Annotated in this window: 25 protein-coding genes; 13 read left to right on the forward strand and 12 right to left on the reverse strand. The window is 64.5% G+C overall.

The window, feature by feature from the left end:
* The first annotated feature begins 181 nt into the window (after nucleotides 1–181).
* The gene (locus JG743_RS25445) at nucleotides 182–445 is read left to right on the forward strand and encodes a DUF1344 domain-containing protein (protein WP_202293706.1); all 264 of its coding nucleotides are present in this window, start codon (nucleotides 182–184) and stop codon (nucleotides 443–445) included.
* 49 nt (nucleotides 446–494) lie between these two features.
* On the opposite strand, the gene JG743_RS25450 is transcribed toward JG743_RS25445, so the two are convergent.
* The 4 genes from JG743_RS25450 to JG743_RS25465 all read right to left on the reverse strand — a co-directional run bounded on the left by JG743_RS25450 (nucleotide 495) and on the right by JG743_RS25465 (nucleotide 3,570).
* On the reverse strand, nucleotides 495–1,082 hold the full coding sequence (locus JG743_RS25450; RefSeq protein ID WP_202293709.1) for a histidine phosphatase family protein: 588 nt from the start codon (nucleotides 1,080–1,082) through the stop codon (nucleotides 495–497).
* A 52-nt stretch (nucleotides 1,083–1,134) separates the two neighbouring features.
* Nucleotides 1,135–1,953, reverse strand: a complete 819-nt coding sequence (fabI, locus tag JG743_RS25455) for an enoyl-ACP reductase FabI (RefSeq protein ID WP_202293712.1) — start codon at nucleotides 1,951–1,953, stop codon at nucleotides 1,135–1,137.
* A 107-nt stretch (nucleotides 1,954–2,060) separates the two neighbouring features.
* Nucleotides 2,061–3,005 carry a DnaJ C-terminal domain-containing protein gene (locus tag JG743_RS25460; RefSeq protein ID WP_202293715.1) on the reverse strand — a complete coding sequence of 315 codons (945 nt, stop codon included), beginning with the start codon at nucleotides 3,003–3,005 and terminating at the stop codon, nucleotides 2,061–2,063.
* 100 nt (nucleotides 3,006–3,105) lie between these two features.
* Nucleotides 3,106–3,570 carry an RT0821/Lpp0805 family surface protein gene (locus JG743_RS25465; RefSeq protein WP_202293718.1) on the reverse strand — a complete coding sequence of 155 codons (465 nt, stop codon included), beginning with the start codon at nucleotides 3,568–3,570 and terminating at the stop codon, nucleotides 3,106–3,108.
* Nucleotides 3,571–3,610: 40 nt separating this feature from the next.
* Here JG743_RS25465 and pdxH point away from each other — a divergent pair, with 40 nt between their 5' ends.
* Nucleotides 3,611–4,228, forward strand: coding sequence for a pyridoxamine 5'-phosphate oxidase (gene pdxH / locus JG743_RS25470; protein WP_202293721.1), 618 nt, complete (start codon nucleotides 3,611–3,613; stop codon nucleotides 4,226–4,228).
* A gap of 2 nt (nucleotides 4,229–4,230) precedes the next feature.
* On the opposite strand, the gene JG743_RS25475 is transcribed toward pdxH, so the two are convergent.
* Both JG743_RS25475 and JG743_RS25480 read right to left on the reverse strand, forming a co-directional pair.
* Complete coding sequence (locus tag JG743_RS25475; protein WP_202293724.1) at nucleotides 4,231–4,983, reverse strand: crotonase/enoyl-CoA hydratase family protein; 753 nt, start codon at nucleotides 4,981–4,983, stop codon at nucleotides 4,231–4,233.
* Between the two features lie 27 nt (nucleotides 4,984–5,010).
* Nucleotides 5,011–6,780 (reverse strand): acyl-CoA dehydrogenase family protein, encoded by a 1,770-nt coding sequence (locus JG743_RS25480; RefSeq protein WP_202293727.1) that lies wholly within the window; start codon nucleotides 6,778–6,780, stop codon nucleotides 5,011–5,013.
* Between the two features lie 195 nt (nucleotides 6,781–6,975).
* On the opposite strand from JG743_RS25480, the gene JG743_RS25485 reads away from it, so the two are divergent.
* Entirely contained in the window at nucleotides 6,976–7,212 is a 237-nt protein-coding gene (locus JG743_RS25485) for a hypothetical protein (RefSeq protein WP_202293730.1), read from the forward strand.
* A gap of 77 nt (nucleotides 7,213–7,289) precedes the next feature.
* Nucleotides 7,290–8,450: a glycoside hydrolase family 25 protein gene (locus JG743_RS25490; RefSeq protein ID WP_446720874.1), complete on the forward strand. Its 1,161-nt coding sequence runs from the start codon at nucleotides 7,290–7,292 to the stop codon at nucleotides 8,448–8,450.
* Between the two features lie 34 nt (nucleotides 8,451–8,484).
* Here the strand turns inward: JG743_RS25490 and JG743_RS25495 are convergent, their stop codons facing one another.
* Nucleotides 8,485–9,360, reverse strand: coding sequence for an AraC family transcriptional regulator (locus tag JG743_RS25495; RefSeq protein WP_202293733.1), 876 nt, complete (start codon nucleotides 9,358–9,360; stop codon nucleotides 8,485–8,487).
* A gap of 214 nt (nucleotides 9,361–9,574) precedes the next feature.
* Between JG743_RS25495 and melA (JG743_RS25500) the strand changes: the two genes are divergently transcribed.
* The 6 genes from melA (JG743_RS25500) (at nucleotide 9,575) to melA (JG743_RS25525) (ending at nucleotide 18,564) form a co-directional block, all read left to right on the forward strand.
* The gene (gene melA, locus JG743_RS25500; RefSeq protein ID WP_202293736.1) at nucleotides 9,575–11,041 is read left to right on the forward strand and encodes an alpha-glucosidase/alpha-galactosidase; all 1,467 of its coding nucleotides are present in this window, start codon (nucleotides 9,575–9,577) and stop codon (nucleotides 11,039–11,041) included.
* A gap of 108 nt (nucleotides 11,042–11,149) precedes the next feature.
* Entirely contained in the window at nucleotides 11,150–13,234 is a 2,085-nt protein-coding gene (locus JG743_RS25505; RefSeq protein ID WP_202293739.1) for an ABC transporter substrate-binding protein, read from the forward strand.
* 117 nt (nucleotides 13,235–13,351) lie between these two features.
* Nucleotides 13,352–14,359 (forward strand): ABC transporter permease, encoded by a 1,008-nt coding sequence (locus tag JG743_RS25510; RefSeq protein WP_202293742.1) that lies wholly within the window; start codon nucleotides 13,352–13,354, stop codon nucleotides 14,357–14,359.
* Entirely contained in the window at nucleotides 14,360–15,496 is a 1,137-nt protein-coding gene (locus JG743_RS25515) for an ABC transporter permease (protein ID WP_202293745.1), read from the forward strand.
* A gap of 10 nt (nucleotides 15,497–15,506) precedes the next feature.
* Nucleotides 15,507–17,174 (forward strand): ABC transporter ATP-binding protein, encoded by a 1,668-nt coding sequence (locus tag JG743_RS25520; protein ID WP_202293748.1) that lies wholly within the window; start codon nucleotides 15,507–15,509, stop codon nucleotides 17,172–17,174.
* 19 nt (nucleotides 17,175–17,193) lie between these two features.
* Nucleotides 17,194–18,564 carry an alpha-glucosidase/alpha-galactosidase gene (gene melA / locus JG743_RS25525; RefSeq protein WP_202293750.1) on the forward strand — a complete coding sequence of 457 codons (1,371 nt, stop codon included), beginning with the start codon at nucleotides 17,194–17,196 and terminating at the stop codon, nucleotides 18,562–18,564.
* On the opposite strand, the gene purD is transcribed toward melA (JG743_RS25525), so the two are convergent.
* Both purD and JG743_RS25535 read right to left on the reverse strand, forming a co-directional pair.
* Nucleotides 18,561–19,841 (reverse strand): phosphoribosylamine--glycine ligase, encoded by a 1,281-nt coding sequence (gene purD / locus JG743_RS25530; protein WP_202293753.1) that lies wholly within the window; start codon nucleotides 19,839–19,841, stop codon nucleotides 18,561–18,563. The genes melA (JG743_RS25525) and purD overlap by 4 nt on opposite strands.
* A 142-nt stretch (nucleotides 19,842–19,983) precedes the next feature.
* Complete coding sequence (locus JG743_RS25535) at nucleotides 19,984–20,775, reverse strand: phytanoyl-CoA dioxygenase family protein (protein WP_202293756.1); 792 nt, start codon at nucleotides 20,773–20,775, stop codon at nucleotides 19,984–19,986.
* Between the two features lie 90 nt (nucleotides 20,776–20,865).
* On the opposite strand from JG743_RS25535, the gene JG743_RS25540 reads away from it, so the two are divergent.
* Together JG743_RS25540 and ubiA are read left to right on the forward strand one after the other, a co-directional pair.
* Nucleotides 20,866–21,777: a LysR family transcriptional regulator gene (locus JG743_RS25540; RefSeq protein WP_202293759.1), complete on the forward strand. Its 912-nt coding sequence runs from the start codon at nucleotides 20,866–20,868 to the stop codon at nucleotides 21,775–21,777.
* Nucleotides 21,778–21,828: 51 nt separating this feature from the next.
* The gene (gene ubiA, locus JG743_RS25545) at nucleotides 21,829–22,812 is read left to right on the forward strand and encodes a 4-hydroxybenzoate octaprenyltransferase (RefSeq protein WP_202302957.1); all 984 of its coding nucleotides are present in this window, start codon (nucleotides 21,829–21,831) and stop codon (nucleotides 22,810–22,812) included.
* A 162-nt stretch (nucleotides 22,813–22,974) separates the two neighbouring features.
* On the opposite strand, the gene JG743_RS25550 is transcribed toward ubiA, so the two are convergent.
* The 3 genes from JG743_RS25550 to JG743_RS25560 form a co-directional block, all read right to left on the reverse strand.
* Nucleotides 22,975–23,541, reverse strand: coding sequence for a DUF6101 family protein (locus JG743_RS25550; protein WP_202293762.1), 567 nt, complete (start codon nucleotides 23,539–23,541; stop codon nucleotides 22,975–22,977).
* Nucleotides 23,542–23,726: 185 nt separating this feature from the next.
* A complete protein-coding gene (locus JG743_RS25555) occupies nucleotides 23,727–25,172 on the reverse strand; it encodes an FAD-binding oxidoreductase (RefSeq protein WP_202293765.1) in 1,446 nt (481 codons plus the stop codon).
* A 20-nt stretch (nucleotides 25,173–25,192) separates the two neighbouring features.
* Complete coding sequence (locus tag JG743_RS25560) at nucleotides 25,193–26,158, reverse strand: L-threonylcarbamoyladenylate synthase (RefSeq protein ID WP_202293768.1); 966 nt, start codon at nucleotides 26,156–26,158, stop codon at nucleotides 25,193–25,195.
* Between the two features lie 165 nt (nucleotides 26,159–26,323).
* Here JG743_RS25560 and JG743_RS25565 point away from each other — a divergent pair, with 165 nt between their 5' ends.
* Nucleotides 26,324–26,818, forward strand: coding sequence for a hypothetical protein (locus JG743_RS25565; RefSeq protein WP_202293771.1), 495 nt, complete (start codon nucleotides 26,324–26,326; stop codon nucleotides 26,816–26,818).
* The last annotated feature ends 87 nt before the right edge of the window (nucleotides 26,819–26,905 follow it).

The following is a 26,905-nucleotide window of genomic DNA, read 5'->3' on the forward strand; positions in this document are numbered from 1 at the left end:
GGAGCCGGCTGAAGGCTGCCACCCAGTTGCGTTTTTCCACAACGAACGAACGGTGATCCGGTGCATCAAACTGTGATCCCGCGGATTTAGTTTTGACACATTCGGTTGGTTTCTGCTCTCTTCCATCCGCCGTTGAGGATCCGCCGCGATAGTGCCGGCGCAATGACCAAAGAGGACGACGATGCGTACCCTGATTGGCGCTGTTGCCGCCATGCTGCTGATTTCCACCGCCGCCGCGTTCGCCGGTCAAACCGAAGGCCTGATCAAGAAGGTCGACAAGGACACGCTGACGCTGACCCTGGACGACGGCAAGTCCTACAAGCTCAACGCCGAGACCGATCTCGACGCGCTGCAGCCGGGCATGGACATCGTGATTGCGTTTGACGTCACCAACGGCGAGAACGTGGTCACGGATATGCAGCTACCGGACAGCGACGCCAATTAATTCGGGTGGTTCCGGCGTGACGTGAATCGTCGCGCCTTGCGCAGTCAGCTTACAGCCACTCAAGGCTCCGGCCTTCCAGCCGGAGCAGCCGGTCCTGCGGGATCTCCAGGCCAGCGGCCTCCTGTTTGGACAGACCCACGACAAAGCGGAACAGGCAGCGCATCACACCGCCATGGGTGACGCAGACCGTCTGCCTGTCAAGCGCGTCGAACCACGGCTTTGTCCGTTCGAGCAGCATCTCGTAGCTTTCCGCGCCGTCGCCGGGCGGCTGGAAATCCCATTTGGCGGCGCGCCGTCCATGCGTCGATCCAGGATGCCGGGCCTCGAGCTCCCGAAACGTAAAACCCTGCCAGTCGCCGAAACTCAATTCCACCAGACGAGGTTCTGTCCGGTACGCGAGCGGGTCGAGCCCCATTGCTGCCCGCATCAGTTCCATGGTTTCGCACGTGCGCCGCATCGGGCTGGCGACAAAGTCGAAATCCTTGCCCTTGCCGATCAGCGCGGCCAGGCGCCGGCCGTTGCCAGTCGCCTGCTGGCGTCCAAGTTCGTTGATGTCGGTATCGGCCTGACCCTGAAGGCGACGCTCGGTGTTCCATTGCGTCTGGCCGTGGCGCGCGATGTAGACGAGCGGATACATCTGGTCTTCCGGAGGTCGGGCCAGGGCCTGGGCGGAGGGCCGGCGGAGAGAACTATTCCTTGACGGTCGAGATGTCGGGCGCGTCGACCGCCTTCATGCCGACGACATGGTAGCCGGAATCGACATGATGGACCTCGCCGGTGACGCCGCGCGACAGATCGGAAAGGAAATAGACGCCGGAATCGCCGACCTCTTCCTGGGTGACCGTCTGCTTCAGCGGCGCGTTGTATTCGTTCCACTTCAGGATGTAGCGGAAGTCGCCGATGCCGGAGGCAGCAAGCGTCTTGATCGGCCCGGCCGAGATGGCGTTGACGCGGATTTTCTTGGCGCCGAGGTCGACGGCAAGATAACGCACGCTGGCTTCGAGCGCCGCCTTGGCGACACCCATGACGTTGTAGTGCGGCATCACCTTTTCGGCGCCGTAGTAAGTCAGCGTCAGCAGCGAGCCGCCATCGGTCATCAACGGCTCGGCGCGCTTGGCGATGGTGGTGAAGGAAAACACCGAAATGTCCATGGTGCGCAGGAAATTGTCGCGCGTCGTCTCGACATAGCGGCCGGTCAGCTCGTCCTTGTCGGAAAAGGCGATGGCGTGGACGAGGAAGTCGAGCTTGCCCCAGTACCTGGCGATATCGTCGAAAACGGCATCGAGACTTGCTGGATCGGTGACGTCGCAATGGCCGGCGACATGTGCGTTGAGTTCCGCCGCCAGCGGCTCGACGCGCTTTTTGAACGCTTCGCCCTGATAGGTCAGCGCAATCTCGGCGCCGTGATCGACGCAGGCCTTGGCGATGCCGAAGGCGATCGACCGATTGTTCGCGACGCCGAGGATCAGCCCGCGCTTGCCGGCCATGAGGCCCTGTCCACCCGCCATGTGAGCGTTCTCCGCAAGAATGTCTGCTTTGTGGAGAGCCCTATCGCACAGGCACAGGGCCCCTTCAAGCGCCCATAGTGGACTGTACGGGGGAGAAAACTCCCGGGTCAGCCCTTTTGGCGACGCATCAGCGCTTCCAGCTCGCTGTCACCGCCATCGGGCAGCATCAGCCTGACATGGACATAGAGATCGCCATGGCCGCCGGCTTTCTCCGGCAATCCCCTGCCCTTCAGCCGCAACACCTTGTCGGAGCTCGACCATGCCGGGACATTAACCGCGAGGCGGCCGGTCGGCGTCTCGACCGCAACCTTGGCGCCCAGCACGGCATCGGCCAGCGCCACGGGCAGGTCGGCATGCAGGTCACGGCCCTCGACCCGGTAGCGTGGGTGGCGTCGGAAATGGATCTTGACCAGCGCGTCGCCCGGCTGACCCGGCCCCTGCTCGCCCTGGCCCTTCAGGCGGATGGTCTGGCCGTCCTCGACATAGGCCGGCAGCTTGACGGCGACCTTGCGGCCGTCGGGGAACATCGCTGTCACCTTCTCGGCGGTGGCCGCCTCCTCGATGGTGACGTCGAGCGTGACGTTGAGGTCGGCGGCCTGGGCCGGCTGACGACGGTCGCCTGTTCGGGCGCCGCTTGGGCCGCCGCCACGGGCGCCGCCCGAGAAGGCGTCGCCGAAGATCTGGCTGAAGATGTCGCTGTTGCCATCGAACGGATCGCCGCCCGGCCTGCCCGAGCGGAATTCGAAATGCGCGCCGCCCGGGCCCTGCTGGCGGCGGAACCCGGCGAACGGATCGCCGCCGCCGGCACCCTCGAAGCCCTGGAATTTCGGCTTGCCGTCGGCGTCGATCTCGCCGCGATCGTAGGCGGCGCGCGTCTTCTCGTCGCCGACGATCTCGTAGGCCTGGTTGGCGGCGGCAAAACGGTCCTTCGCCTTGGGATCATTCGGATTCTGGTCCGGATGATGCTTCTTGGCGAGCTTGCGGTACGCCGATTTTATGTCCTTGGCCGATGCGTTCCTGGCAACGCCCAGCACCTCATAGGGGTCGCGCATGCTTCCTGCCTGCAAGAGAGAATGAGTCCACGGTTGCTCCCTATATGCGCTCGCATAGGAAGAAATTCCAGTGGCGCAAGGTAAGATCGGCAGGCGAAAATCAGAGCGCCTTGAAGTCCTGCATCTGCCATCCGCCGGCGCCGGCCATGCAGAGCTCGCCCTTGAACAGCGAGACGCCGTCGAAGCTTTCGCGCGAGGCGGTGAAGCTGCGGCAGGTCTGACCCTTGTCCTTCAACTCGACCAGCTCGGTGATGGAGCCGCGCGAACCGGTGCCGGCATTCGCCCAAGGCACCACCTGGCCGGCGAGTTCCTCGATATCGGCCGAAGAGACGGCATTGCCGATGGTGGTTTGATCCGAGTCCTTGTCGCTGTTCGCCGGCGCGGCCGGCGAGGCAGGCGCGCTCGACGTGACGATCGAGCGGTCGACTTCCGCCTTCTCGAGGCTGAAGCCGCCGGCGCCGCAAGCGGCAAGCGGAAGTGCCATGGCCGCGACCATGAGCTTGACGCTGGCCGAAGCGAAACCGCTCCTTTGCCTGCTGTCAAAAGCTTGCATCATGCGCGACAACAGGCAAAGTCCTCCGGCAACGGTAAGAATTTGGAAAACTATGAGCGAAACTGAGTTAACAAGCGGTGACTTTACCGAGGCCGCCGAGCCATTCCGCCTCTTTGCCGCCTGGCTGGAAGACGCGACCAAAAGCGAGCCCAACGACCCCAACGGCGTGGCGCTGGCGACCGTCGATGCCGACGGCATGCCTGATGTGCGGATGGTGCTGCTCAAGGGGTTCGACGAAAGCGGGTTTGTCTTCTACACGAATTTCGAGAGCGCCAAGGGCCGCGAGATTCTTGGCAGCATGAAGGCGGCAATGTGCTTCCACTGGAAATCGCTGCGCCGTCAGGTGCGCGTGCGCGGGCCGGTGGAGATCGTCAGCGATGCCGAGGCCGATGCCTACTACGCGACGCGCCCGCGCGGCAGCCGCATCGGCGCCTGGGCCTCGAAACAGTCGCGGCCGCTGGAAAGCCGCTTCGCGCTGGAGAAGGCGGTGGCCGAATACACCGCGCGCTACCCGATCGGCGAGATCCCCCGGCCAAAACACTGGTCGGGCTTCCGCATCGTGCCGCAGTCGATCGAGTTCTGGCACGATCGGCCGTTCCGCCTGCACGACCGCCTGGTCTTCTCGCGCAACGCGGAAGGCGGCTGGGACAAGACGCGGCTCTATCCGTAACCTCAGCCCTTCTTGCGCATCATGAAGGCGGTGAGCGCGGCGCGGGCCTCGTCGGATTTAAGGCGTTCGCGGAAATGCTCGCTTTCGACCTTGATGCGGGCGACGAGATCGTCGCGCGAGCCGCGCATCAGGTCGCGCGCGATCTTGAGCGCCTGAGGCGGCTTGGCGGCAATCTCGCTGGCGGCGGCGAGCACCGCCGCTTCCAGCGCGTTCTCCTCGACCACGTCGTAGATCAGGCCGGCGGCCTTCGCCCGCTCGGCGGAAAACCCTTCGCCGAGACCGAGCAGCGCGAAGGCGCCCTGCCGGCCGAGGATCTGCGGCGCGAGCAGGCTGGAGCCGGCCTCCGGCACCAGGCCGAGATCGACGAATGGCGTGCGAAAGACGGTGCGCGGCGTCGCAAAGGTCAGGTCGCAATGGAGGTTGAGCGTGGTGCCGATGCCAACCGCGATGCCGTCGACGCCCGACACCATCGGCTTCTCAGTCTTGGCCAGCGCCATCAGGAAATCCCAGACTTCCGTGCCGCCCTCGCCGCCGGTGGCGATGACCATGAAGTCGGCGAGGTCGTTGCCGGAGGAAAAGGCGCCGGGCACGCCGAGGAAGACATGGACGCGCACAGCCGGATCGGCATCGCCCTCGGCAAGGGCCGCCGACATCTTCGCGTACATGGCGCGCGTCAGCGCGTTCTTCTTGTCCGGCCGGTTCATGCGGATGATCTGGATGGCGCCCTGGCGCTCGACGAGGATGTGGTCTGTCACGGCTGGTTCCTTCGAATGTCAGGGTGTTCAGGCAGATATCAGCGCCTTGCCGGCCACGGCGAGGCTTTCGGCGCCGTCGATGACACGCTCTTTCAGCGCGCGCGTTTCGCCGAGCAGGTTCTCGGCAAAGAAGCGGCAAAGGGCGACGCGATCGTGGTCGGCAAGCGCGCCCTGCGCCAGATAGGCGCCGCCGGCGGCAAGCGAGATCAGCCTGAGATAGGGGGTGGCGCCGGCCATCGCCGCGTCTGCCTGCTCATCGGCCATCAGCTTCTGCAGGAAGCGCGTCGATTCGGAGAGGTCGTCGAGGGCCCGGTCGAGACAATCGGCGGTGCGGCCAAAACCCGCGACGTTGGAGATCCGCACAGCATCGGCAATCGCCTTCAGCTCACCGATGTAGCGATGCACATGCTCGCCGCCACCGAGCGGCAGCTTGCGCGCCACCAGATCGATCGCCTGGATGCCGTTGGTGCCTTCATAGATCGGCGCGATGCGGGCGTCGCGATAAAGCGCCGCCGCGCCCGTCTCCTCGATGAAGCCCATGCCGCCATGCACCTGGACGCCGATCGACGCTACCTCGACGCCGACATCGGTGGAAAAGGCCTTCGCCAGTGGCGTCAGCAGATTGGCTCGGTCGCGCCAGTTGGCGGCGGCCTCGCCTTCGCCGACCCGGGCCCGGTCGATGGCATGGGCACAGGAATAGCTTATGGCGCGCGCGATCTGGGTCAGCGCCTTCATGGTCAGCAGACTGCGCTGCACGTCGGGATGGTGGACGATCGGCGCCATGCCTGAACCTGAATAGTCGGACGCCTTGCCCTGGCGGCGCTCATTGGCATAGGCGATCGCCTTCTGGGTGGCCGTCTCGGCCACCGCCACACCCTGCATGCCGACGGCAAGCCTTGCGTTGTTCATCATGGTGAACATGCAGGCCAGCCCCTTATTTTCCTCGCCGATCAGCCAGCCGATCGCGCCGGGGGTCGCGTTCTGGAAACCGTCGCCATAGATCATGGTGCAGGTCGGCGAGGCATGGATGCCGAGCTTATGTTCCAGGCCGGAACAGAAGACATCGTTGCGGGCGCCGAGCGAGCCGTCGTCACCGACCAGGAATTTCGGCACCAGGAACAGCGAGATGCCGCGCGTGCCGGCCGGGGCGTCGGGCAGCCGTGCCAGCACCAGATGGACGATGTTGTCGGTGAAATCGTGCTCGCCATAAGTGATGAAGATCTTCTGGCCGAAGATACGATAGGTGCCGTCGCCCGCCGGCTCGGCGCGGGCACGCAGCGCGGCTAGGTCGGAACCGGCCTGCGGCTCGGTCAGGTTCATCGTGCCCATCCACTCGCCGGAGACGAGCTTCGCCAAGTATTTTTGCTTCAGCGCCTCGGAGGCGTGCTTGTCCAGCGCCTCGACCGCGCCCATGGTCAGCGTCGGGCCGATGCCGAAGGCCATGGCGGCGGAGTTCCACATTTCGAGTGCGGCGACCCCGAGCATGGTGGGCAGGCCCTGGCCGCCGAATTCCTCCGGGCCGGACAGCGCATTCCAGCCGCCGTCGATCCAGCGCCGGTAAAGTTCCTTCCAGCCGGGCGGCGTGGTGACGGCGGCGTCCTTCAGCACCGCGCCATGCTCGTCGCCGATCTTGTAGAGCGGCGCCACCTCTTCAGTGGCAAAGCGGCCTGCTTCCCCCAGGATCGCATCCACGAGGTCCTCACCGAGATCGCCGAACGTGCCGGAATCCAATGCCGGCTTCAGTCCGGCCACATGCTTCAGCGTAAACGCGATATCCTCGACCGGTGCCTTATACATGCCGCTTGCTCCTCCGCTGCCCCGGCCGCTCGATCGTAAGACTCGGGCCTATGCAAAACCATCCGCCTTTAGGCGGCCTCCAACCTTCTTTTTACGTAAACGTCAAACTTTGTCACGCGGATTTTGCAATCGCGGCGGCGCGCGTTAAATTCTGAGTCCACCCGGCATTCGACCGGCGAGAAACCGGAGCCCTTCATGCTCGCCAGACCCGACGCGTACCGCTGCATCGAATGCGGCCTGCCGTACCGGGCCACGGGCTTTTCCTACTATCATGGTGATCTTGATAACGGCCCCGCCTGCTGGACCGATCGCGGCATTTTGTGTTCGCCGCGATGCTCGCTGGCGCATCACCGCAAACGCGCGACCGAAGGCACGTTGCCGCAGGAACCGGCGCCCGATCCGTTCGAGGCGCCGTCGCTGTTTCGGCGTTGAGCGACTTATCCGCTTTGAAAGCACTTCCTTAACCATAGCGGTTCAGGATCGATCCCTGGTCAGTGGGGACACCCTGATTGAAAACGCCGGCGCGCCCTCTTCGCCGCCTGGCACTTCTCGCGGCTGCGATGGTGCTGGGCACGGCGGCAAAGGCCTCGGATTTCTCCGAGCCATGGAAGAACGCTGACCGCGCGCTGGTCATCGATGCCTACGAATACAATTCCATCGACTGGGCCGAGCTCGCCACCGACAAGCGCGTCGTCGGTTTCATCAACAAGGCGTCCGACGGGCTGCCGCCGCCCTATTTCTGCTCGGGCGACGACACCGAATTCCGGCTCTGCAAGGCGCTGTGGAAGCGCTACGCGGTGACGCGCGAACTGTTCCAGACGCGCAAGGTGGTGGCCAAGGCGCTCGGCCTGAAATGGGGCGCCTATCATCTTGCCCGGCCCGGCAACCCGGTCGAGCAGGCCAACAATTTCGTCGATTTCGCCGAGCCTGCACCGGACGATCTGATTGCCCTCGACCTCGAAGGCAACGATCCCACGCAATGGATGTCATTTGAGGATGCGGAAGAATTCGTGCGCCAGGTGCATCGGCGGCTCGGCCGCTTCCCGGTGCTCTACACCAATGGCAGGACTGCGCAATACATTGCCGACAACCGCTACCAGTACCGTCTCTTGTCGCGGCTGCCGCTGTGGTACGCGCGCTACAAGCCGGACATCGACGTGCATTTTCCGATGGGCAACTGGCAGGGTTACGCTCTGTGGCAGTTTTCGGCGCACACCAATTGCGGCCGCTTCAAATGCCCCTATCGCGTGCCAGGCACACCCAACGACATCGACGTCTCGGTCGCGCCGATGGATGCCGGAGCGTTGCGTCAGCAATGGGCCTTCGGCGGTCTGATCGACGTGCCGCCCGACTATCTCGCCTCGATCCCGGTGCCGGTGTCGCGCGAGGCCGGGCTCGCCGGCAAGATCACCATCACCTATGCCGATGTGGCGACGCCGCCCACCGTCGAGGAGATGGTTTCGGTGCTCGGCCAGCGCTGGCAGAAGTTCCGCGACGGCTTCCGCATGCCGGTGGTGAAGACCGTGCCGCGGCGTCCACGCTTCGGCATCGTCGAATATGTCGCCTGGAAGCGGACCGAGCAGCGCTCGGCCACGCAGATCGAGGCCGCCTTCGCGGCGGCCGATCCGGTCAGCACCGCATCGACCGCGATCGACCGCAACCGGCGCTGACCAGCCGGATACAGCATCGACGGCGGCAATTGCCTCAACGATGATTCCCCAGGCTGGCATACATGCCGGTGGTGCGAAACTGCGTCGGGGTGATGCCATAGGAGCGGCGAAAAACCTTGGAGAAGTAGTTCGCGTCCTCGAAACCGCACATGACGGCGACTTCCTTGACTGGCAGGAAATCAGCTTTGGTCAGCAACTTCGCCGCGCGCTGCAGCCGCTGCTGCAAGACGAATTCGGCAGGCGGGATGCCTTCGCTCTCGGCGAAGCAGCGCGAGAAGTGCGCGCGGCTGAGGCCACTGATGCGGACGAGATCCGCCACCGGCAGTGGCTTGTCGAGATTGGCGTTGATGTGATCGATCACCGGCTGCATGGCGCTCAGCTTTTCGGCGAAGGCGTGCGACCCGAAAACATCGTCGTAGAGCGCCATGGCGGCTTCGTAGGCGACGGCGGAAGCGGCGCCCGGGGAAGCTGCCCCCTTGATGAGCCGTAGGCTGCAATCGGCAAGATGATCTATCGTCGCCGGCTGCAATCGGAATACGGGGCCTGAGACGCTCAGAATCGATTTGTGGATGCGCAGCGCCTCCTCGCCATTCATCGAGATCCAGAAATATTCCCAGCGGTCGCCCTTGGCCAGCCAGTAGCGATGGTTGTGCGGCACCAGCACCAGCAGCGTGTCGTTCTTCTGGAGGCGGTAGTTGCGGTTCTCGTAGCGCAGCTGGCCGGCCCCGCTGATGGTGTGCTGGAGCACGGTGAACGGGGTCTGGCCGCGCTTTCGACCGTCCCAGTCGTAGGTTTCGTCCGCGCGAACTTCGTAGCCCGTGCTGGTCGGCATGGCATGCAGGCGCTGGCGTCCACGCGGCAACGAGATCGTCCGCATCGACTGTCCGTTGGCGATCAGGTCTTGCAGCACAAAATTACCCTCGAAAGCATAATCCTTCTCTGGTCGCGCCCGAGAATAAGCGCATAATCACCCTCGAACAAACATGAAGGACCCGCAGTCGAGGAGCGGGCGGGAGGAGAAAAAGCCGGGATTTCCGGCTTGAATGGCGCGCGCGCTTTGGCGTGTGGCCGTTTCTTCCCTCGCAACTCCTTGCCTAGCATTTGATCGCATCGAGGTGAAGGTGATGAGTTTCAAAATCGCTATCATTGGCGCCGGCAGCGTCGGATTCACCAAGAAGCTGTTTACCGACATCCTGTGCGTTCCGGAATTCCGGGACATCGAATTCGCGCTGACCGACGTCAGCGAACATAACCTCGGCATGATCAAGGCGATCCTCGAAAGGGTCGTGGAAGCGAACAATCTGCCGACCAGGGTGACGGCGACGACTGACCGCCGCAAGGCGATCGAGGGCGCGCGCTATATCATCAGCTGCGTGCGGGTCGGCGGCCTCGAAGCCTATGCCGACGACATCCGCATTCCCTTGAAATACGGCATCGACCAGTGCGTCGGTGACACGATTTGCGCCGGCGGCATCCTCTACGGCCAGCGCAACATCCCCGTGATCCTCGATTTCTGCAAGGACATCCGCGAAGTCGCCGAAACCAACGCCAAGTTCCTCAACTACGCCAACCCGATGGCGATGAACACTTGGGCCGCGATCGAGTATGGCAAGGTCGACACGGTCGGGCTCTGCCACGGCGTCCAGCATGGCGCCGAGCAGATCGCCGAGGTGCTGGGAGCGAAATCGCCGAAGGAGCTCGACTATGTGTGCTCCGGCATCAATCACCAGACCTGGTTCATCGAGCTTCGCCTGAACGGGCGCAAGATCGGCAAGGACGAGCTGGTCGCCGCCTTCGAGGCGCACCCGGTCTATTCCAAGCAGGAAAAGCTGCGCATCGACGTGCTGAAGCGCTTCGGCGTCTATTCGACCGAAAGCAACGGGCATCTCTCCGAATACCTGCCCTGGTACCGCAAGCGGCCGGACGAAATCACCCGCTGGATCGATATGTCCGACTGGATCCATGGCGAGACTGGCGGCTATCTCCGCTACTCGACGGAAACCCGCAACTGGTTCGAGACGGAATATCCGCAGTTCCTCGAGGCGGCGTCGAAGCCGATCGATCCGGCCAAGCGCTCGAACGAGCACGCCAGCCACATCCTCGAAGCGCTGGAGACCAATCGCGTCTATCGCGGCCATTTCAACGTCAAGAACAATGGCGTGATCACCAACCTGCCGCAGGACGCCATCATCGAGTCGCCCGGCTTCGTCGATCGCTTCGGCATCAACATGGCCGCCGGCATCACGCTGCCTGAAGCCTGCGCGGCCACCTGCATATCCTCAATCAACGTCCAGCGCATGTCGGTCCATGCCGCGATATCAGGCGACATCGATCTGTTGAAGCTCGCCGTGCTGCACGACCCGCTGGTCGGCGCGGTTTCGACGCCCGAAGAGGTCTGGCAGATGGTGGACGAGATGGTCGTCGCCCAAGCGGCCTGGCTGCCGCAATATGCGCATGCAGTTCCAGCCGCCAGGGAACGGCTTTCGAAATCCAAGGTCAAGACGCGTGAATGGGCGGGCGCAGCGCGCCGAAGCGTGCGCTCGATCGAGGAATTGCGCGCCGAAAAGGCGGCCCTCAAACAGGCCGGCTGAGACCGCGGGCACGAAGGCGGATCCGCGGGAGGCCGGTCCGCCGAATAGGCTGTCCCGCATCGAACGCGGGCAGCAGAAGACGTCCAAACATCTGGGAGGAGACAGACTATGAGGAACTTACACAGAATTGGCATAGCCGCAGGACTGGCGCTGAGCGTTTCGATTTTCGCACTCAACGCTTTCGCTTCCGAACCGACGGTCCCGCCGGAGCCGGCGACGTTCCCGGCCGAGGGCAAGATCAAATATGTGGCGCGCGACTCCATCCTGGAGTTCAAGGCGCTGCCGGAATATCGTGAGCCTGACTGGGTCACCGAGAAATACGTCAAGACCGGCAAGCTGCCGCCGGTTAAGGACAGGCTGCCGAAGGAGCCGCTGGTCTTCAAGACGGGCAACATGACGGATGGTATCGGTGTCTATGGCGATACGATGCGCCATGTCATCGGCGGCAGGCCGGAAGGCTGGAATTATGGCGCCGGCCAGACGCAAGGCTGGGGTGGCATCGATATCGGCCTTTCCGAATGCCTGACCCGCACCGCGCCGCTGTTCCAGGTCGAGGCCAAGGACACCGAGCCGCTGCCCAACCTGGCCAGGAGCTGGGACTGGTCGAAGGATGGCCACAAGCTGACCATGCATCTGGTCGAAGGCGCCAAATGGTCCGACGGCGCGCCCTTCAACGCCGACGACATCATGTTCTACTGGGACGATGAAGTCGTCGATCCGAACGTCTCGCCGCTCAACGGCGCGACGCCGGAGACCTTTGGTGTCGGCACGACGCTGAAGAAGATCGACGACTACACTGTCGAGTGGACCTTCAAGGAAGCGTTCCCGAGACAGTACCTCTATGCGATGGCCTACGGCACCTTCTGTCCCGGCCCCTCGCATATATTGAAGCCGCAGCATCCGAAATATTCGAAGAACACCTATGATCAGTTCAAGAATGCCTTCCCGCCGGAATTCATGAACATGCCGGTGATGGGCGCCTGGGTGCCGGTGGAATACCGCCCGGACGACATCATCGTCATGCGCCGCAACCCCTACTACTGGAAGGTCGACGAGAAGGGCAACCAGCTGCCCTACCTCAACGAGCTGCAATACAAGCTCTCGACCTGGGCCGACCGCGATGTCCAGGCGGTGGCGGGCTCGGGCGACTTCTCCAACCTGGAGCAGCCGGAGAATTTCGTCGCCTCGCTGAAGCGCGCGGCTGAGGCGAATGCACCGGCCCGGCTTGCCTTCGGACCGCGGCTCATCGGCTACAATCTGCGGATGAATTTCTCGGCCAATGGCTGGGGCAATCCCGACGAACGCGGGCAGGCCGTCCGCGAGCTGAACCGCAACGAGGACTTCCGCAAGGCCGTCACCATGGCGTTCGACCGCAAGGCGCTCGGCGACTCCCTCGTCAAGGGTCCGTTCACCGCCATCTATCCCGGCGGCTTCTCCTCGGGCACCAGCTTCTATGACCGCAATTCGACCGTGTACTATCCGTTCGACCTCGAGGGCGCCAAGGCAGAGCTTGCCAAGGCCGGCCTTAAGGATACGGACGGCGACGGCTTCGTGAACTTTCCGGCCGGCACTGCCGGCGGCAAGAACGTCGAGATCGTCATGCTGGTCAACAACGACTACACAACGGACAAGAGCCTCGCCGAAGGCGTCGTCGCCCAAATGGAAAAACTGGGCTTGAGGGTCGTGCTCAACGGGCTCAACGGCACCCAGCGCGACGCCTCGCAATATTCCGGCCGCTTCGACTGGCTGATCAGGCGCAACGACCAGGAGCTGACCTCTGTCGTGCAGAACACCGAGCAGCTTGCTCCGGTCGGTCCCAAGACCAGCTGGAACCATCGCGCGCCGGAAAGCGGCGAGGTCGATCTGATGCCGTTCGAGAAGGACCTCGTCGACATCGTGAACAAGTTCGTCTCGACGCAGGACAACGACCAGCGCGCCAGCCTGATGAAACAGTTCCAGAAGATTTCGACGGAGCACGTCTACAATGTCGGCCTGACGGAGTATCCCGGCGCGCTGATCGTCAACAAGCGCTTCTCGAACATCCCTCAGGGCACGCCGATCTTCATGTTCAACTGGGCCGAGGATTCGATCATCCGCGAGCGCGTCTTCGTCGCGGCCGACAAGCAGGCCAAGCATGAATTGTTCCCCGAGGAGCTCCCCGGCAAACCCGGAGACAAGGGCCCAATGAATTAGGTTTACCTCCCTGACGAAGAGAACTCCGGTCGCGCCGCTGGCGCGGCCGGACAAAACCAACCCCCCGCACGCGCCCAAGCTGGGAGCGACCGGCGAGACAAGGAAACGGACCGTCCGATGTTACGATTCCTGCTCACGCGCATAGCGTCGGCGATCCCGGTCCTTGCCATTCTGAGCCTGGTCACCTTCGCCATCATCCAGGCGCCGCCTGGCGACTATGCCGACTACATCCGCTCGCAGCTTATCAACCAGGGCGGAGCCTCGTTCGCCGAAGCCGACGCGCAGGCGCAGGCCTATCGCGTCGAGCATGGCCTCGATAAGCCGCTGCCCGTCCAGTATCTGAACTGGATCGGAGGCATCATCACCCGCGGCGATTTCGGCTACAGCCTCTACTACAACAAGCCGGTGGCCGATGTGGTGGGCGAGCGCCTGCCGCGCACGCTGCTTCTGGCGCTGGTCTGCCATTTGCTCGCCTCGGTCCTCGGCATCACATTCGGCATATGGGCGGCGACCCGGCAGTATTCCTGGATCGACTCGACGCTGTCGGCCATTTCCTTTCTCGGCATGACGGTGCCGCGCTTCCTGATGGCGCTAATCATCGTCTATCTGCTGGTCTTCCAGTTCAACGTTTCGGAGATCGGCAGCTTCTTCTCGCCGCAATATGGCGGCGCGCCGTGGTCGTGGGCAAAGTTCGCCGACCTCGTCAAGCATGTCTGGCCGGTGGTGGCGATCGCGACCTTCGGTGGCCTCGCCTACAATATGCGCGTCATGCGCGGCAATCTGCTCGACACGCTGAACGCCCAATATGTCGAGACGGCCAAGGCCAAGGGGCTGACCGGCGCCGCCGTTGTCATGCGCCACGCCGTGCCCAATGCACTGCACCCGCTGGTCATGTACCAGGGCGTGGTGCTGCCCTACATGCTGACCGGCGAGATCGAGACGGCGATCATCTTCGCGCTGCCGACCGTCGGCCCGGCGATCGTCGGCTCGATGGCGGTCGGCGACGTCTATGTCACCGCCACCTTCATGATGGTGCTGTCGGCGACACTGATCGTCGGCAATATCATCGCGGACATGCTGCTCGTCCTGCTCGATCCGCGCATCCGCCAATACGGGGAGAGCTAGATGCTGGCGCGCGACACCTCACTGCCACCGCCGCCCGCCGAGGGAGCCATCGAGAAGCCCGCGCGCGGCAATGAGAGCTACATCGCGCTGGTCTGGCGGCGGCTGAAGCGTTCGTGGACCGGGATGGCCGGGCTTTGGCTCGTCGCGCTTCTGCTTTTCATGGCGGTGTTCGCGGAGTTCCTGGCGCCGATGGACCCGAAGGCGACGGATATCGGCTTCGCCCCACCGCAGCTGCCGAGCTTCCACGACAAGGACGGCAATTTCGTCGCACGGCCGAGGGTGTATGCGCTGGCCGATTCCGCCGATCTCGATCCGGTCACCTTCCAGCCGATCGTCGGCCCCGACTATGAGCATCCGAGGCTGCTCGGGTTCTTCGTCGAGGGCGCGCCCTATAAGCTCCTCGGACTGGTCCCGGCGAACCGGCATTTCTTCGCCTCCATGGACGGAAAGCCAGTGCATTTCCTCGGCACCGACAAGTTCGGCCGCGACGTGCTGTCACGCGCCGTCCACGGCTCGCGCGTCTCGCTGATGATCGCGCTGACCGTCGTCTTCATCATCACCATCATCGGCACCACCGTCGGCATGGTCTCCGGTTATTTCGGCGGCAGGTTCGACGTCTGGGTGCAGCGCTTCGTCGAACTGGTGCTAGCCTTCCCGCAGCTGCCGCTGTACCTGGCGCTGACCACGCTGATCCCGGTCACCGCGCCGACCAACGTCTTCCTCGCCTTTGTCATCATCGTCATGTCGGCGCTGGGCTGGGCGCAGATGTCGCGCGAGGTGCGCGGCAAGACGCTGGCGCTGGCGCGAATAGACTATGTGCGTGCCGCCATGGCGGTCGGCGCCACCGACCGGCGCATCATCATGCAGCACATCTTCCCCAATGTGATGAGCCACGTGATCGTCGCCGTGACACTGGCGATCCCGACGGTGGTGCTGCTCGAATCCTTCCTCGGTTTCCTCGGCTTCGCGGTCAAGCCGCCGCTGATCTCGTGGGGGCTGATGCTGCAGGACACCGCGACCTATTCGGTCATCGGCACCTATCCCTGGATCCTGTCGCCGGTCGGTTTCGTGCTTGTCACCGTCTTTGCCTTCAACGCGCTGGGCGACGGCCTGCGCGATGCCGTTGACCCTTATTGAGGTGGCTGGGATGTCCGTCGTACTCGCCGAACCCTTCGCACCAGCCTTCCGCCGCGACCATGGCGGTCGCCAGGACCAGCCCATCATCGACGCCCGCCATATCGAGGTCGCCTTCACGGTCGAACATGGCGTCGTCGATGCGGTCAAGGACGTGTCGTTCCAGCTCTATCGCGGCGAGACGATCGCGATCGTCGGCGAATCGGGTTCCGGCAAGTCGGTGACGGCGCGCATTGTCATGGGGCTGCTGTCGCGGCGGGCCACGGTGTCGCCCAGGTCGAGCGTCGAGTATGACGGCCAGGACATTCTGAAATTCCCGGAGAGCGCCCGGCGCAAGCTGCGCGGCAACCGCATCTCGATGATCTTCCAGGAGCCGATGAGCTCGCTGAACCCGATCTATACGGTCGGCAGCCAGATCGTCGAGGCGATCAGGGTGCACCGCAAGGTCAGCCGCAAGGCGGCCTGGGCGCGGGCGCTGGAGCTCTTGCGGCATGTCCAGATCCCTGAACCGGAAGCGCGGCTGAAGCAATATCCGCATCAGCTCTCCGGCGGGCAACGCCAGCGGGTGATGATCGCCATGGCGCTGGCTAACGATCCAGACGTGCTGATCGCCGACGAGCCGACGACGGCGCTCGACGTGACGGTCCAGGCGCAGATCCTGAATCTGATCCGCAATCTGCAGAAAGAGCTACGGATGGCGGTGATCCTGATCACCCACGACCTCACCGTGGTGCGCAAGTTCTCCGACTACGTCTATGTTATGCAGCATGGCGAGATGTGCGAACACGATATCACGGAACGGCTGTTCGCCGATCCGCAGCATCCCTATACGCGGCGGCTGCTGGCCTCCGAACCACGCGGGCGACCGCAACCGCTGCCCGAGGGCTGCGGCACCATTCTCGAGGCGAACGGCGTGCGCGTCTGCTTCATGCTGCGCCACGGCAGCTTCCTGAAACCGGACTGGCGCGAACTGGTCGCCGTCGACGATCTCGACCTCAAGCTTTGTCGCCACGAGACGCTGGGTCTGGTCGGCGAATCAGGCTCCGGCAAGACCACATTCGGCCAGGCCCTGCTCAGATTGCTCGATCCCAAGCGCGGCGAGATCCGTTTCGATGGCCAACCGATCCACGGCCTGTCGCGCAACGAGATGCGGCCGCTGCGCTCGCGCATGCAGGTCGTCTTTCAGGACCCGTTCTCGTCGCTCAATCCGCGCATGACGATCGGCCAGATCATCGAGGAAGGGCTGATCGTCAACAGCATCGGGGCGACGCGGCGCGAACGGAACGAACGGGTGCGCGAGGCGCTGGTCAGCGCCGGCATGCCGGGCGACATCCTTTCGCGGTTTCCGCATGAGTTCTCCGGCGGCCAGCGGCAGCGTATCGCGATCGCCCGGGCTATCGCGCTGGAGCCCGAATTCATCCTGCTCGACGAGCCGACATCGGCGCTCGACCTCTCGGTCCAGGCGCAGATCATCGACCTGCTGCGCAAGCTGCAGGACGAACGCGGCTTGAGCTATCTCTTCATCTCGCACGACCTCAAGGTGGTGCGCGCGCTGTGCCACCGCGTCATCGTCATGCAGCACGGCAAGGTCGTCGAACAGGGACCTGTCGACGAGGTCCTCACCAATCCCAAGACCGCCTACACCGAACGGCTCGTCCGAGCCGCTTTCGATGTGGCCTGAGCATATGCCGGAGGTTAGCGTGGCAAGAAATCCCAAGATTACATTCATCGGCGCCGGTTCGACGGTGTTCATGAAGAACATCGTCGGCGACGTGCTGCAGCGCCCGGCACTCTCCGGCGCGACGATCGCGCTGATGGACATCAATCCGCAGCGGCTGGAGGAGAGCGCCGTCGTCGTCAACAAGCTGATCGCGACGCTCGGCGTCAAAGCAAAGGCCGAGACCTATTCCGACCAGCGCAAGGCACTAGCCGGCGCCGACTTCGTCGTCGTCGCCTTCCAGATCGGCGGCTATGAGCCCTGCACCGTCACCGACTTCGAAGTGCCCAAGAAATACGGCCTGCGCCAGACGATCGCCGATACGCTCGGCGTCGGCGGCATCATGCGGGGTCTGCGGACAGTGCCGCATCTATGGAAGATCTGCGAGGACATGCTCGCGGTCTGCCCCGAGGCCATCATGCTGCAGTACGTCAACCCGATGGCGATCAACACCTGGGCGATATCCGAGAAATACCCTGCCATCAAGCAGGTCGGGCTGTGCCATTCTGTGCAGGGCACGGCGATGGAACTGGCGCACGACCTCGACCTTCCCTACGAGGAGATCCGCTATCGCTCGGCCGGCATCAACCACATGGCCTTCTACCTCAAGTTCGAGCATCGCCAGCCGGACGGTTCCTACCGCGACCTCTATCCCGATCTCGTGCGCGCCTATCGCGAGGGCCGCGCGCCGAAGCCCGGCTGGAACCCGCGCTGCCCGAACAAGGTGCGCTACGAAATGTTGACGCGGCTCGGCTATTTCGTCACCGAAAGCTCAGAGCATTTCGCCGAATACACGCCCTATTTCATCAAGGACGGCCGCCCCGACCTGATCGAGAAGTTCGGCATCCCGCTCGACGAATATCCCAAGCGCTGCATCGAACAGATCGAGCGCTGGAAGGGACAGGCGGAGGCCTATCGCTCGGCCGACCGGATCGAGGTCGAGCAGTCGAAGGAATACGCCTCCTCGATCATGAACTCGGTGTGGACCGGCGAGCCGTCGGTGATCTACGGCAATGTCCGCAACAATGGCTGCATCACCTCGCTGCCCTTCGATTGCGCCGCCGAAGTGCCGTGCCTGGTCGATGCTTCAGGCATCCAGCCGACCTATATCGGCGACCTGCCGCCCCAGCTGACGGCGCTGATCCGGACCAACATCAACGTGCAGGAACTGACGGTGCGGGCCCTGATGACGGAAAACCGCGAACACATCTACCACGCGGCGATGATGGATCCGCACACCGCGGCCGAGCTCGACCTCGACCAGATCTGGTCCCTTGTCGACGATCTGCTCGCCGCTCACGGCGACTGGCTGCCGGCCTGGGCGCGCAAGGGCGGCCGGAGCAAGGCGGCCTAGGCGCCGGCCTTCTCGCGCGCCACGGCCTGCCAGCCGATGTCGCGGCGGCAAAAACCCTGCGGCCAGTCGATGCGATCGAGCGCGGCGTAGGCGCGTTGCTGCGCCTCGCCGACGGTCGCGCCTGTCGCCGTGACATTGAGCACGCGGCCGCCATTGGCGACCAGCGCGCCGCCGTTGATGGCGGTGCCGGCATGGAAGATCTCGGCGCCGCCGCTGGCAGCCTCCTCCAGGCCGCGGATGACCGAGCCCTTTTCCGGCGTGCCGGGATAGCCCCTCGCCGCCATCACCACGGTGAGCGCCGCATCGTCGCGCCAGCGGATCGATGTGTGCGCAAGCTGGCCGTCGACGGCGGCGTTGAGCAGCACCAGGAGATCGTCCTTCAGCCGCATCATCAGCACCTGGCATTCGGGATCGCCGAAGCGAGTGTTGTATTCGATGAGCTTCGGCCCCTTGTCGGTGATCATCAACCCGGCGAAGAGGATCCCGGCGAACGGCGCGCCAAGCTCGGCCATGCCACGCATCGTCGGCTCGATGATCTCGCGCATGGTGCGCTCTACCATTTCGGGCGTCATCACCGGCGCCGGCGAATAGGCGCCCATGCCCCCGGTGTTGGGACCGACGTCGCCATCACCGACACGCTTGTGATCCTGCGCAGTGCCGAAGGGTAGCGCGGTGGTACCGTCGCACAGGCAGAAGAAGCTCGCCTCCTCGCCGGTCAGATACTCCTCCACCACCACCTCGGCGCCGGCGGCGCCAAAGGCGCCGTCGAAACAGGCGTCGAGCGCCGCGAGCGCCTCGTCCAGGGTCATGGCGATGGTGACGCCCTTGCCGGCGGCGAGCCCGTCGGCCTTGATGACAATCGGCGCTCCGACCTTCTCGACATAGGCCTTCGCCGCGGCGAGATCGGCGAAGCGGCCATAGGCGGCGGTCGGGATGTCGTATTTGGCGCAAAGGTCCTTGGTAAAGCCTTTCGAGCCTTCGAGCCGCGCCGCCCGTTTCGACGGGCCGAAGACGCGGATGCCATCGCCGCGCAGATCATCGGCAATGCCGGCGACCAGCGGACCCTCAGGCCCGACCACGACGAGATCGATCTTTTTGTCCCGGCAGAAGGCGGCAACCGCGGCGTGGTCGGCAATGTCGAGCTTGACCAACTCGGCTTCGCGGCCAATGCCCGGATTGCCGGGCACGGCATAGAGTTTGGTCAAAAGCGGCGAGGCCGCGATCTTCCAGGCCAGGGCATGTTCGCGGCCGCCGGAGCCGATCACCAAAACGCGCATGCCGATGTCCCTTGTCCATCCACGACAGGACCTCCCGCTATTGCCCCGTGGCCGGCGGGTCAAGGCTTTTGGCTTGCTCGATGCCGGTTGCGCACGGGAACGTCGCGACATTCCCGGTTGATGAGTGGTCCCGCCGGCGCAGTCAGCTCTGGAAAACGACCGGGAACCAGTCCTCGCGCAACTTCTGGCCGGGCTGCATGCCGTGGCCGGGATAGGGCGGCGAGGTACGGCCAGGGCGCTCGACATAATGGGCGTCGTCGCCGACCCAGCGCAGCGACAGCGCACGGCGCCTTGCCGAAGTCAAATTGCCGCGCGCGCCATGCGCCGTCCTGAAGTCGAACAGGATGGCGTCGCCCGGCTCCATCTCCCATTCGAGCACTTTCATCGATGGATCATTGTCGGGATCGGGCACCGGCCGGTAGTCGCCCTCGCCGGCATAGAAATTGGCGTCGTTCAGCCAGCGCACCGGCAGGACCATCTTTTCCCATCTATGTGAGCCGGCGATCAGCCGCAGCGTCGCTTCCTTCACCGGATCGATCGGGATCCAGAAGCTGACCGTCTGGCTGCCGTCGACGAAGTAATACGGAATGTCCTGGTGCCAGGGCGTCGGCTTCTGCGTGCCCGGCTCCTTGACCAGCACGTGATCGTGAAAGAACTGGGCGCTGCGCGACTGCATCACCGCCGCCGCCAGTTCGGCCGCGGGCGATTCCCTGACGATCCTGACGAATTCAGGGATGCGCTCCCAGTTGCAGTAGTCGTCGAAGAAACTGCCCTTGCCGTTGGCGATGTCGGAAGCGGTGGCGCTGCGGTTCTGCACGTTGCGCTCGATGCCGTCGGCGATGACATCGACCCAATCCTTGAAGGCGCCACGGATGCAGACCGCGCCGTCGCGCTGGTAGTCGGCAATTGCTTCGGCATCGATCCGGGTGGCCATCCTGTCCTCCTTGGTTGGGATGGCCGACTATCGCAGCCGCCGTACATCGCGTAAAATAATAACTTCTCATCTTACTTATAGTCCTACCCTATGAATTTGACTCTCACGCAGTTGCGCTACCTCGTCGCCGTGGCACGCCATGGCAGCGTCACCGCGGCTGCCAGGGCGCTCAACGTCTCGCAGCCGTCGATCTCGGTGGCGATCGACAATGTCGAGGAGACGCTCGGCCAGAAGCTGTTCGTGCGCCAGCGCGGAAGCGGCGTCGCGCTGACGTCGTTCGGCCGCAACGCCGTGGCGAAGGCAAGACAGGTGTTGGCCGAGGCGGACGAGCTGGCGGGGCTGGGATCGCAAGAAGCCGAAGTCGGCGGCGAGCTGGTGCTCGGCTGCTTCGAGGACCTGGCGCCCTATTTCGCACCGGGGCTGATCCGCTCGTTTTCCCAGCGCTGCCCATCAGTCACAGTCGTCGTGCGCGACGAGACCTTCGAGACGCTGGGCCGGCGGCTCGGCGATTCGGCCATCGATCTCGGCCTCACCTACGATCTCGGCCTGCCGGCGCATTTCGCCCGCATTCTCCTGCATGAGCTGCGGCCGCACGCGCTTCTGCCGGCTGGGCATGCGCTGGCGAGCCGGCGGACGGTCAGCCTGGCGGAGCTCGCAGCGCACCCTCTGATCATGACGGACCAGCCGCACAGCTGGCAGCACATGCTGGACCTCTTCCTCAGCCGCGGCCTGTCGCCCGTCGCCCAATCGACGACGAGCTCGTTCGAGCTGCAGCGCAGCATGGTGGCCAACGGCTTCGGCGTTGCGGTCAGCTACACCAGGCCGCATGGCGACTTGAGCTATGACGGCCTGCCGCTGGTTTGCAGGCCACTCGCCGATCCGCTGCCGATGCAGCGGATCATCCTCACCCATGACACGCGCCAGCGCCTGCCGAAGGCGGCGCTGGCATTCATCGAGGTGGCAAAAGAATGGTTCGCCAGTCACGATGTTTTCACCGGATGAGCGACAACGCGGCCGCTTGACGACGCTCACCGCTGCTGCCACTCCAGCATGATGGAAACCATCCAGTCGAAAGCGGCCCAGGGCCGCGTCGCCGACGCGCCGAGCGGTCACTGGGTCTACCGCGCGCTGCCGCGCTGGCTGTGGGCCTATGCGCAGCTTGCCCGTTGGGACCGTCCGATCGGCTGGCAGTTGCTGTTATGGCCGTGCTGGTGGTCGGCCGCGCTTGCGGCAAGCGCCTATCCGCGCCCGACGGACCCGCTGCTGACGCTGCTGCCGGCGCCCTGGTATCTTTTGCTGTTCCTGATCGGGGCGATCGCCATGCGCGGCGCCGGCTGCACCTACAACGACCTGGCCGACGAGAACATCGACAACCAGGTCGAGCGCACGCGCTCGCGGCCGCTGCCGGCCGGCAAGGTGACGCGCCGGCAGGCCTGGGTGTTCCTGGTCATCCAGGCGCTGGTGGGTCTGGCCGTGCTGTTGCAGTTCAACAGCTTCACCATTCCGCTCGGCATAGCCTCGCTCGTCATCGTTGCGATCTACCCGTTCATGAAGCGGATCACCGACTGGCCGCAATTCGTGCTCGGGCTTGCCTTCTCCTGGGGCGCGCTGATGGGATGGGCGGTCGAGTTCGGCGATCTCGATGGCCCGGCTATCATGCTCTATATCGGTTCGATCCTGTGGGTGATCGGCTACGACACGATCTATGCGCACCAGGACAAGGAAGACGACGCCATCGTCGGCGTGCGCTCGACGGCGCGGCTGTTCGGCGACAACACCAAGACCTGGCTGGTCGGCCTCTACGGCGGCGCGCTCATCTGCTTCGCCATCGCCTTCGCTTCAGCGCAGGCGCCGATGCCGGCGCTGGCCGGGCTGATCGCCGCCGGCGCGCATATGGCGCGGCAGATCGCTAGGCTGGACATTAACAATCCGGACCAGTGCCTCAAGCTGTTCAAGTCGAACAACCAGGTCGGCTGGCTGATCTTCCTCGGCCTGATCGGCGGCTCGCTGTGGGTGGCGCTGAAGCCGCTGATTTAGCTTCTTCCCTTCTCCCCCTGTGGGAGAAGGTGGATCGGCGCGCAGCGCCGAGACGGATGAGGGGTGTTCCAGCGGAGTGAAACGTCGGCGTTCCCTGGAGCACCCCTCATCCGTCGCCTTCGGGGACACCTTCTCCCACAAGGGGAGAAGGGGGAAATCGCGTTATTCGCGTGCGATGATCTCCTCGCCGTCGACGACGAGTCTGAGGCCAAGATTGCCGGCCCTGCGGCGGGCGAGGAAGCGCGGGCGGCGCATGGTCGAGACGCGACCCTTGCGGCGCTCCTGCGGCGGCAGCGCCTTGATGGCGGCGCCGAGCGATTCCTCCAGCGTGCGGGCAACGCCGTCGGCCTCGATCAGCAGCATCGGCAGGCGATAGGCATCGGCCCAGGCGCGCCAGTCGGCGGCGACATCGTCGAGGTCGTCGGCGACCAGCAGCGGCACCGACAGCATCGGATCATTGTGCAGAAGCTCGAGCGTCACGGTGACATTGCCTTCAGGGTCTTCCATGGCGCGGGCGGCGACGCCGCGAAACGCCTTGGCGGGCAGCGCGATGATCGCCGGCACGCCGCTCATCTCCAGCGTGCGGCGGATGACGGCGCCACGCTGGTCGATGGTGAAGGTAACATCGCCATAGTCGTCGCGTGTCGCATAGCTGACCATCTGCGGCAGGCGGAATGGGTCGAGACGCATGTTGCGCCCAGCCCAGACTGGCTTCAGTCCAGTGTTCATCGAGTGCCTTCCTGTGTCTCCTGAGGGCCGTTTACCGGTTCTCTCCGGGCCAGTTTTTTCCGGCCTCGCTTATGGGGAAACATTAGCGCTGGCTTCTTACCGCCGCGCTTAAGAAAGTCGGTTAAATTTTGCTGATCTGAGCCGATGGTTATCGGAATGCGACCAGCCGCAACATGTCGGAAGGATCAGATAACCTTACCGGGATTCATGATGCCGGCCGGGTCGAAGGCAGCCTTCACCCGGCGCATCAGGTCGATCGCCATCGGCGGCGCCGTGGCGATCAGCTCGTCGCGCTTCAGCTGGCCGATACCGTGCTCGGCCGAGATCGAGCCATGGAAGGAACGCACGACGTCGTGCACGGCCGCGTTCATCGGATGGTAGAGGTCGAGGAACGCCGCGTCCTGCCAGTCCAAAGGGCGGGAGATGTTGTAGTGGAGGTTGCCGTCGCCCATGTGGCCGAAGCAGACCACGCGCGCGCCGGGGCAGACGCTCTCCACCACGCCGGCAGCCTTTTCGATGAAGTCGGGGATCGCGGCTATCGGCACGGAGATGTCGTGCTTGATCGAGGCGCCCTCGGGCTTCTGGCATTCGGGGAGCGTCTCGCGGAAATTCCAGAGAGCGTCGCCCTGGGCAAGGCTTGCCGAGACCACGGCGTCACCGACGATGCCTTGCTCGAGGCCGGCTGAAAGAATCTCCTCGATCAACGCCTTGCCGTCCTCTTCGGAACGGCCGGAAGAAACCTGCATCAAGACATACCATGGCCAGTCGTCAGCCAGCGGCCGGGTGATGCCTTGACCATGTTTCAGCGTGAAGTCGTAGGGCCTTTTAGCGATCAGCTCGAATGCGGTGAGCGAGGCGCCGGCCCGGTCCATCGCCAAGGTGAACAGAGAGAGCGCGTCCTTCGGGGACGACGGCAGGCCGGCAAAGGCAACCTCCCTGCCCTTCGGCTTCGGGAAGAGCTTCAGCACGGCGGCGGTGATGACGCCGAGCGTGCCTTCGGCGCCAACGAAGAGGTTCTTCAGATCGTAGCCGGTGTTGTCCTTCTTCAGTTTGCGCAGATCGTCGAACACCTCGCCGGTCGGCAGCACCACCTCGACGCCGAGGCAGAGCTCGCGCGCATTGCCGTAGGCAAGAACGCCGGTGCCGCCGGCGTTGGAGGAAAGGTTGCCGCCGATCTGGCAAGAGCCTTGCGCGGCGAGCGACAGCGGAAACAGCCGGCCGGCGGCGTCGGCCGCTTCCTGCAAGGTCTGCAGGATGACGCCGGCCTCGACGGTGACGGTGTTGGAAAGCACGTCGATCTCGCGGATGCGGTTCAGCCTGGATAGCGAAAGCACGATGTCGCGGCCGGACTTGTCCGGCACCTGGGCGCCGACGAGACCGGTGTTGCCGCTCTGCGGCACGACGGGTGTTCCGGTCTCGGTCGCCAGCCGCATGATGCGGCTCACTTCATCGACGCTGCCCGGCCTCAGCACCAGCGACGTCCGGCCGTGCCAGAGACCGCGCCTTTCGGTGATATAGGGCGCGATCCCGGCCTGGTCGCGCAAGGCGTATTTGTCGCCGACGATGGCCGCGAAACGGTCGATTAGGCTGGGATCGAGGTTGAAGGGCTGGTCGTCGGTTTGATCGTTCATGGGGCCAGAACCTATGGCGCTCAGGCGATCTTGTCACGCGGCGCGGCGGCGCGCGACAGCCGGTCGTTGATCGCCTCGCCCAGCCCGTCGAAAGGGATCGGCTCGACGGCGATGGTCGCGGCGCCGCTGCGGTCGAGGTCCTGCATGTAAGCGAACAGGTTCGCCGCCGCCTCGCGCAGATCGCCCGCCTCGGAAAGGTTGCGCAGCGAGGCCGCACCTTGCCAGCCTGCGGCGCGGCGGCCGCCAAAGGCCAATAGCGCTTCGCCTTTGGCGATCTGTCGGGCGTTGAGCCGCAGCGCGGCGCCCGGCGCATAGTGCGAGGCGAGCATGCCCGGCGCCTCGATGCCGGCGGCCGCGCCGCGCAGCAGCGGCTTGCCGGTGACGGCCTCGATCTCGGCCGCCGCGATGCCGCCTGGCCGCAGCAGCCGCACGTTCTCGCCCTCGACTTTGACGATGGTCGATTCCAGGCCGACCGGGGTCGCGCCGCCATCGACCACCAGCCTGATCCTGTCGCCCAGATCGGCGGCGACGGCCTCGGCGGTGGTGGCGCTTATTCTTCCGGAAGAATTGGCGCTGGGCGCGGCGAGCGGATGACCGAGCCTGGCGATAAGCTCGCCGCCGAACCCCTTGGGCATGCGCAGCGCGATCGTGTCCAGCCCTGCCGTGACCAGCGGATGAATGCCATTTCCAGGGCGCTGCGGCAGCACCAGCGTCAGCGGCCCCGGCCAGAAGGCCGCGGCCAGCTTTCTCGACAACGGGTCGAAGGACGCGATGCGCTCGGCCATGGCGAGATCGGCGACATGGGCGATCAACGGGTTGAAGCGTGGGCGGCCCTTGGCTTCGAAGATGCGGGCAACCCCAATGCCGCTGGTGGCGTCGCCGGCCAGCCCATAGACGGTCTCGGTCGGGATGGCGACGACATCGCCGCTCTCGAGCAGCGCCAGCGCCTGCTCCATCGCCTCGCCGGCGGCAACTATCTCAGCCAATTGTCGTCACCTCTATGGATGCCGGGCTGCGTAATACGGCGGCGTCCGGGGGGCAAGTCCGGGCGTTGGCGAATTATCAATCCCTAAAATGCTATGTTTCCGCGCAAGCAGGCATCAATCCCGCTGGGAATATGGTGCCGGTTTGTAGGGCCAGGGGAAACTATCATGGTGTCGATGCGTGTCCTTGCAGCGTTTGGCGTCAGCCTGTCGGCGATCACCGGCGGCGCGCAGGCTTCGTCCATTGTCGTGTTGGGCGCGTCGACCACGACGCCTTCCATCGTCCGGCTGGCGCCCGAACCGATGAAGCCGGGCTCGATGCCGTCGGTCGTGGCGCTTGGCGAGCCGCCGCCCGATGTCACCGACGAGAAGGTGGCGGCGATCCCCGAGAAGCCGGCCCACCATGGCTCCATGCAGAGCCCGATGATCATTCGCGGCGGCGTCGTCGGCGGCGCCTTTGCAACGCCTGCCGCCGCGCCGGCCAAGGCCACCACCGCCACGGCGCCGGCGACCGACACGAAACCCGCCGACGACGGCAAGCCGGCGGAAACGGCGACCGCTTCGAACGGCACTGCCGAGGCGAAGCCTCAGCCCGAGCCGAAGCAACCACAACCGGCAGCGGCGCAGCCGGCTCCGATATCCCCTGTCGAGAAAGCCATGTAAGCTTTCAGTGGAGGCGTATCCGTCATCCGGCGCATATGCCCGGATGGCAGTATTCCTCCTGATTCCATCGCTACTGCCCGAATTGTC

Source organism: Mesorhizobium sp. 131-2-1 (genome assembly GCF_016756535.1).
Classification (GTDB): Bacteria; Pseudomonadota; Alphaproteobacteria; order Rhizobiales; family Rhizobiaceae; genus Mesorhizobium.

What these genes read in the sequence shown, in the direction of transcription:
- fabI (WP_202293712.1), bottom strand. Translation starts at nt 1,953, where the DNA reads ATGGCGGGTGGACAGGGCCTCATGGCCGGCAAGCGCGGGCTGATCCTC.
- JG743_RS25535 (WP_202293756.1), bottom strand. Translation starts at nt 20,775, where the DNA reads ATGGCCACCCGGATCGATGCCGAAGCAATTGCCGACTACCAGCGCGAC.
- JG743_RS25520 (WP_202293748.1), top strand. Translation starts at nt 15,507, where the DNA reads ATGTCCGTCGTACTCGCCGAACCCTTCGCACCAGCCTTCCGCCGCGAC.
- ubiA (WP_202302957.1), top strand. Translation starts at nt 21,829, where the DNA reads ATGGAAACCATCCAGTCGAAAGCGGCCCAGGGCCGCGTCGCCGACGCG.
- JG743_RS25445 (WP_202293706.1), top strand. Translation starts at nt 182, where the DNA reads ATGCGTACCCTGATTGGCGCTGTTGCCGCCATGCTGCTGATTTCCACC.
- JG743_RS25450 (WP_202293709.1), bottom strand. Translation starts at nt 1,082, where the DNA reads ATGTATCCGCTCGTCTACATCGCGCGCCACGGCCAGACGCAATGGAAC.
- pdxH (WP_202293721.1), top strand. Translation starts at nt 3,611, where the DNA reads ATGAGCGAAACTGAGTTAACAAGCGGTGACTTTACCGAGGCCGCCGAG.
- JG743_RS25480 (WP_202293727.1), bottom strand. Translation starts at nt 6,780, where the DNA reads ATGTATAAGGCACCGGTCGAGGATATCGCGTTTACGCTGAAGCATGTG.
- JG743_RS25485 (WP_202293730.1), top strand. Translation starts at nt 6,976, where the DNA reads ATGCTCGCCAGACCCGACGCGTACCGCTGCATCGAATGCGGCCTGCCG.
- JG743_RS25460 (WP_202293715.1), bottom strand. Translation starts at nt 3,005, where the DNA reads ATGCGCGACCCCTATGAGGTGCTGGGCGTTGCCAGGAACGCATCGGCC.
- JG743_RS25510 (WP_202293742.1), top strand. Translation starts at nt 13,352, where the DNA reads ATGTTACGATTCCTGCTCACGCGCATAGCGTCGGCGATCCCGGTCCTT.
- JG743_RS25515 (WP_202293745.1), top strand. Translation starts at nt 14,360, where the DNA reads ATGCTGGCGCGCGACACCTCACTGCCACCGCCGCCCGCCGAGGGAGCC.
- JG743_RS25555 (WP_202293765.1), bottom strand. Translation starts at nt 25,172, where the DNA reads ATGAACGATCAAACCGACGACCAGCCCTTCAACCTCGATCCCAGCCTA.
- purD (WP_202293753.1), bottom strand. Translation starts at nt 19,841, where the DNA reads ATGCGCGTTTTGGTGATCGGCTCCGGCGGCCGCGAACATGCCCTGGCC.
- JG743_RS25505 (WP_202293739.1), top strand. Translation starts at nt 11,150, where the DNA reads ATGAGGAACTTACACAGAATTGGCATAGCCGCAGGACTGGCGCTGAGC.
- JG743_RS25550 (WP_202293762.1), bottom strand. Translation starts at nt 23,541, where the DNA reads ATGAACACTGGACTGAAGCCAGTCTGGGCTGGGCGCAACATGCGTCTC.
- JG743_RS25565 (WP_202293771.1), top strand. Translation starts at nt 26,324, where the DNA reads ATGGTGTCGATGCGTGTCCTTGCAGCGTTTGGCGTCAGCCTGTCGGCG.
- melA (WP_202293736.1), top strand. Translation starts at nt 9,575, where the DNA reads ATGAGTTTCAAAATCGCTATCATTGGCGCCGGCAGCGTCGGATTCACC.
- JG743_RS25540 (WP_202293759.1), top strand. Translation starts at nt 20,866, where the DNA reads ATGAATTTGACTCTCACGCAGTTGCGCTACCTCGTCGCCGTGGCACGC.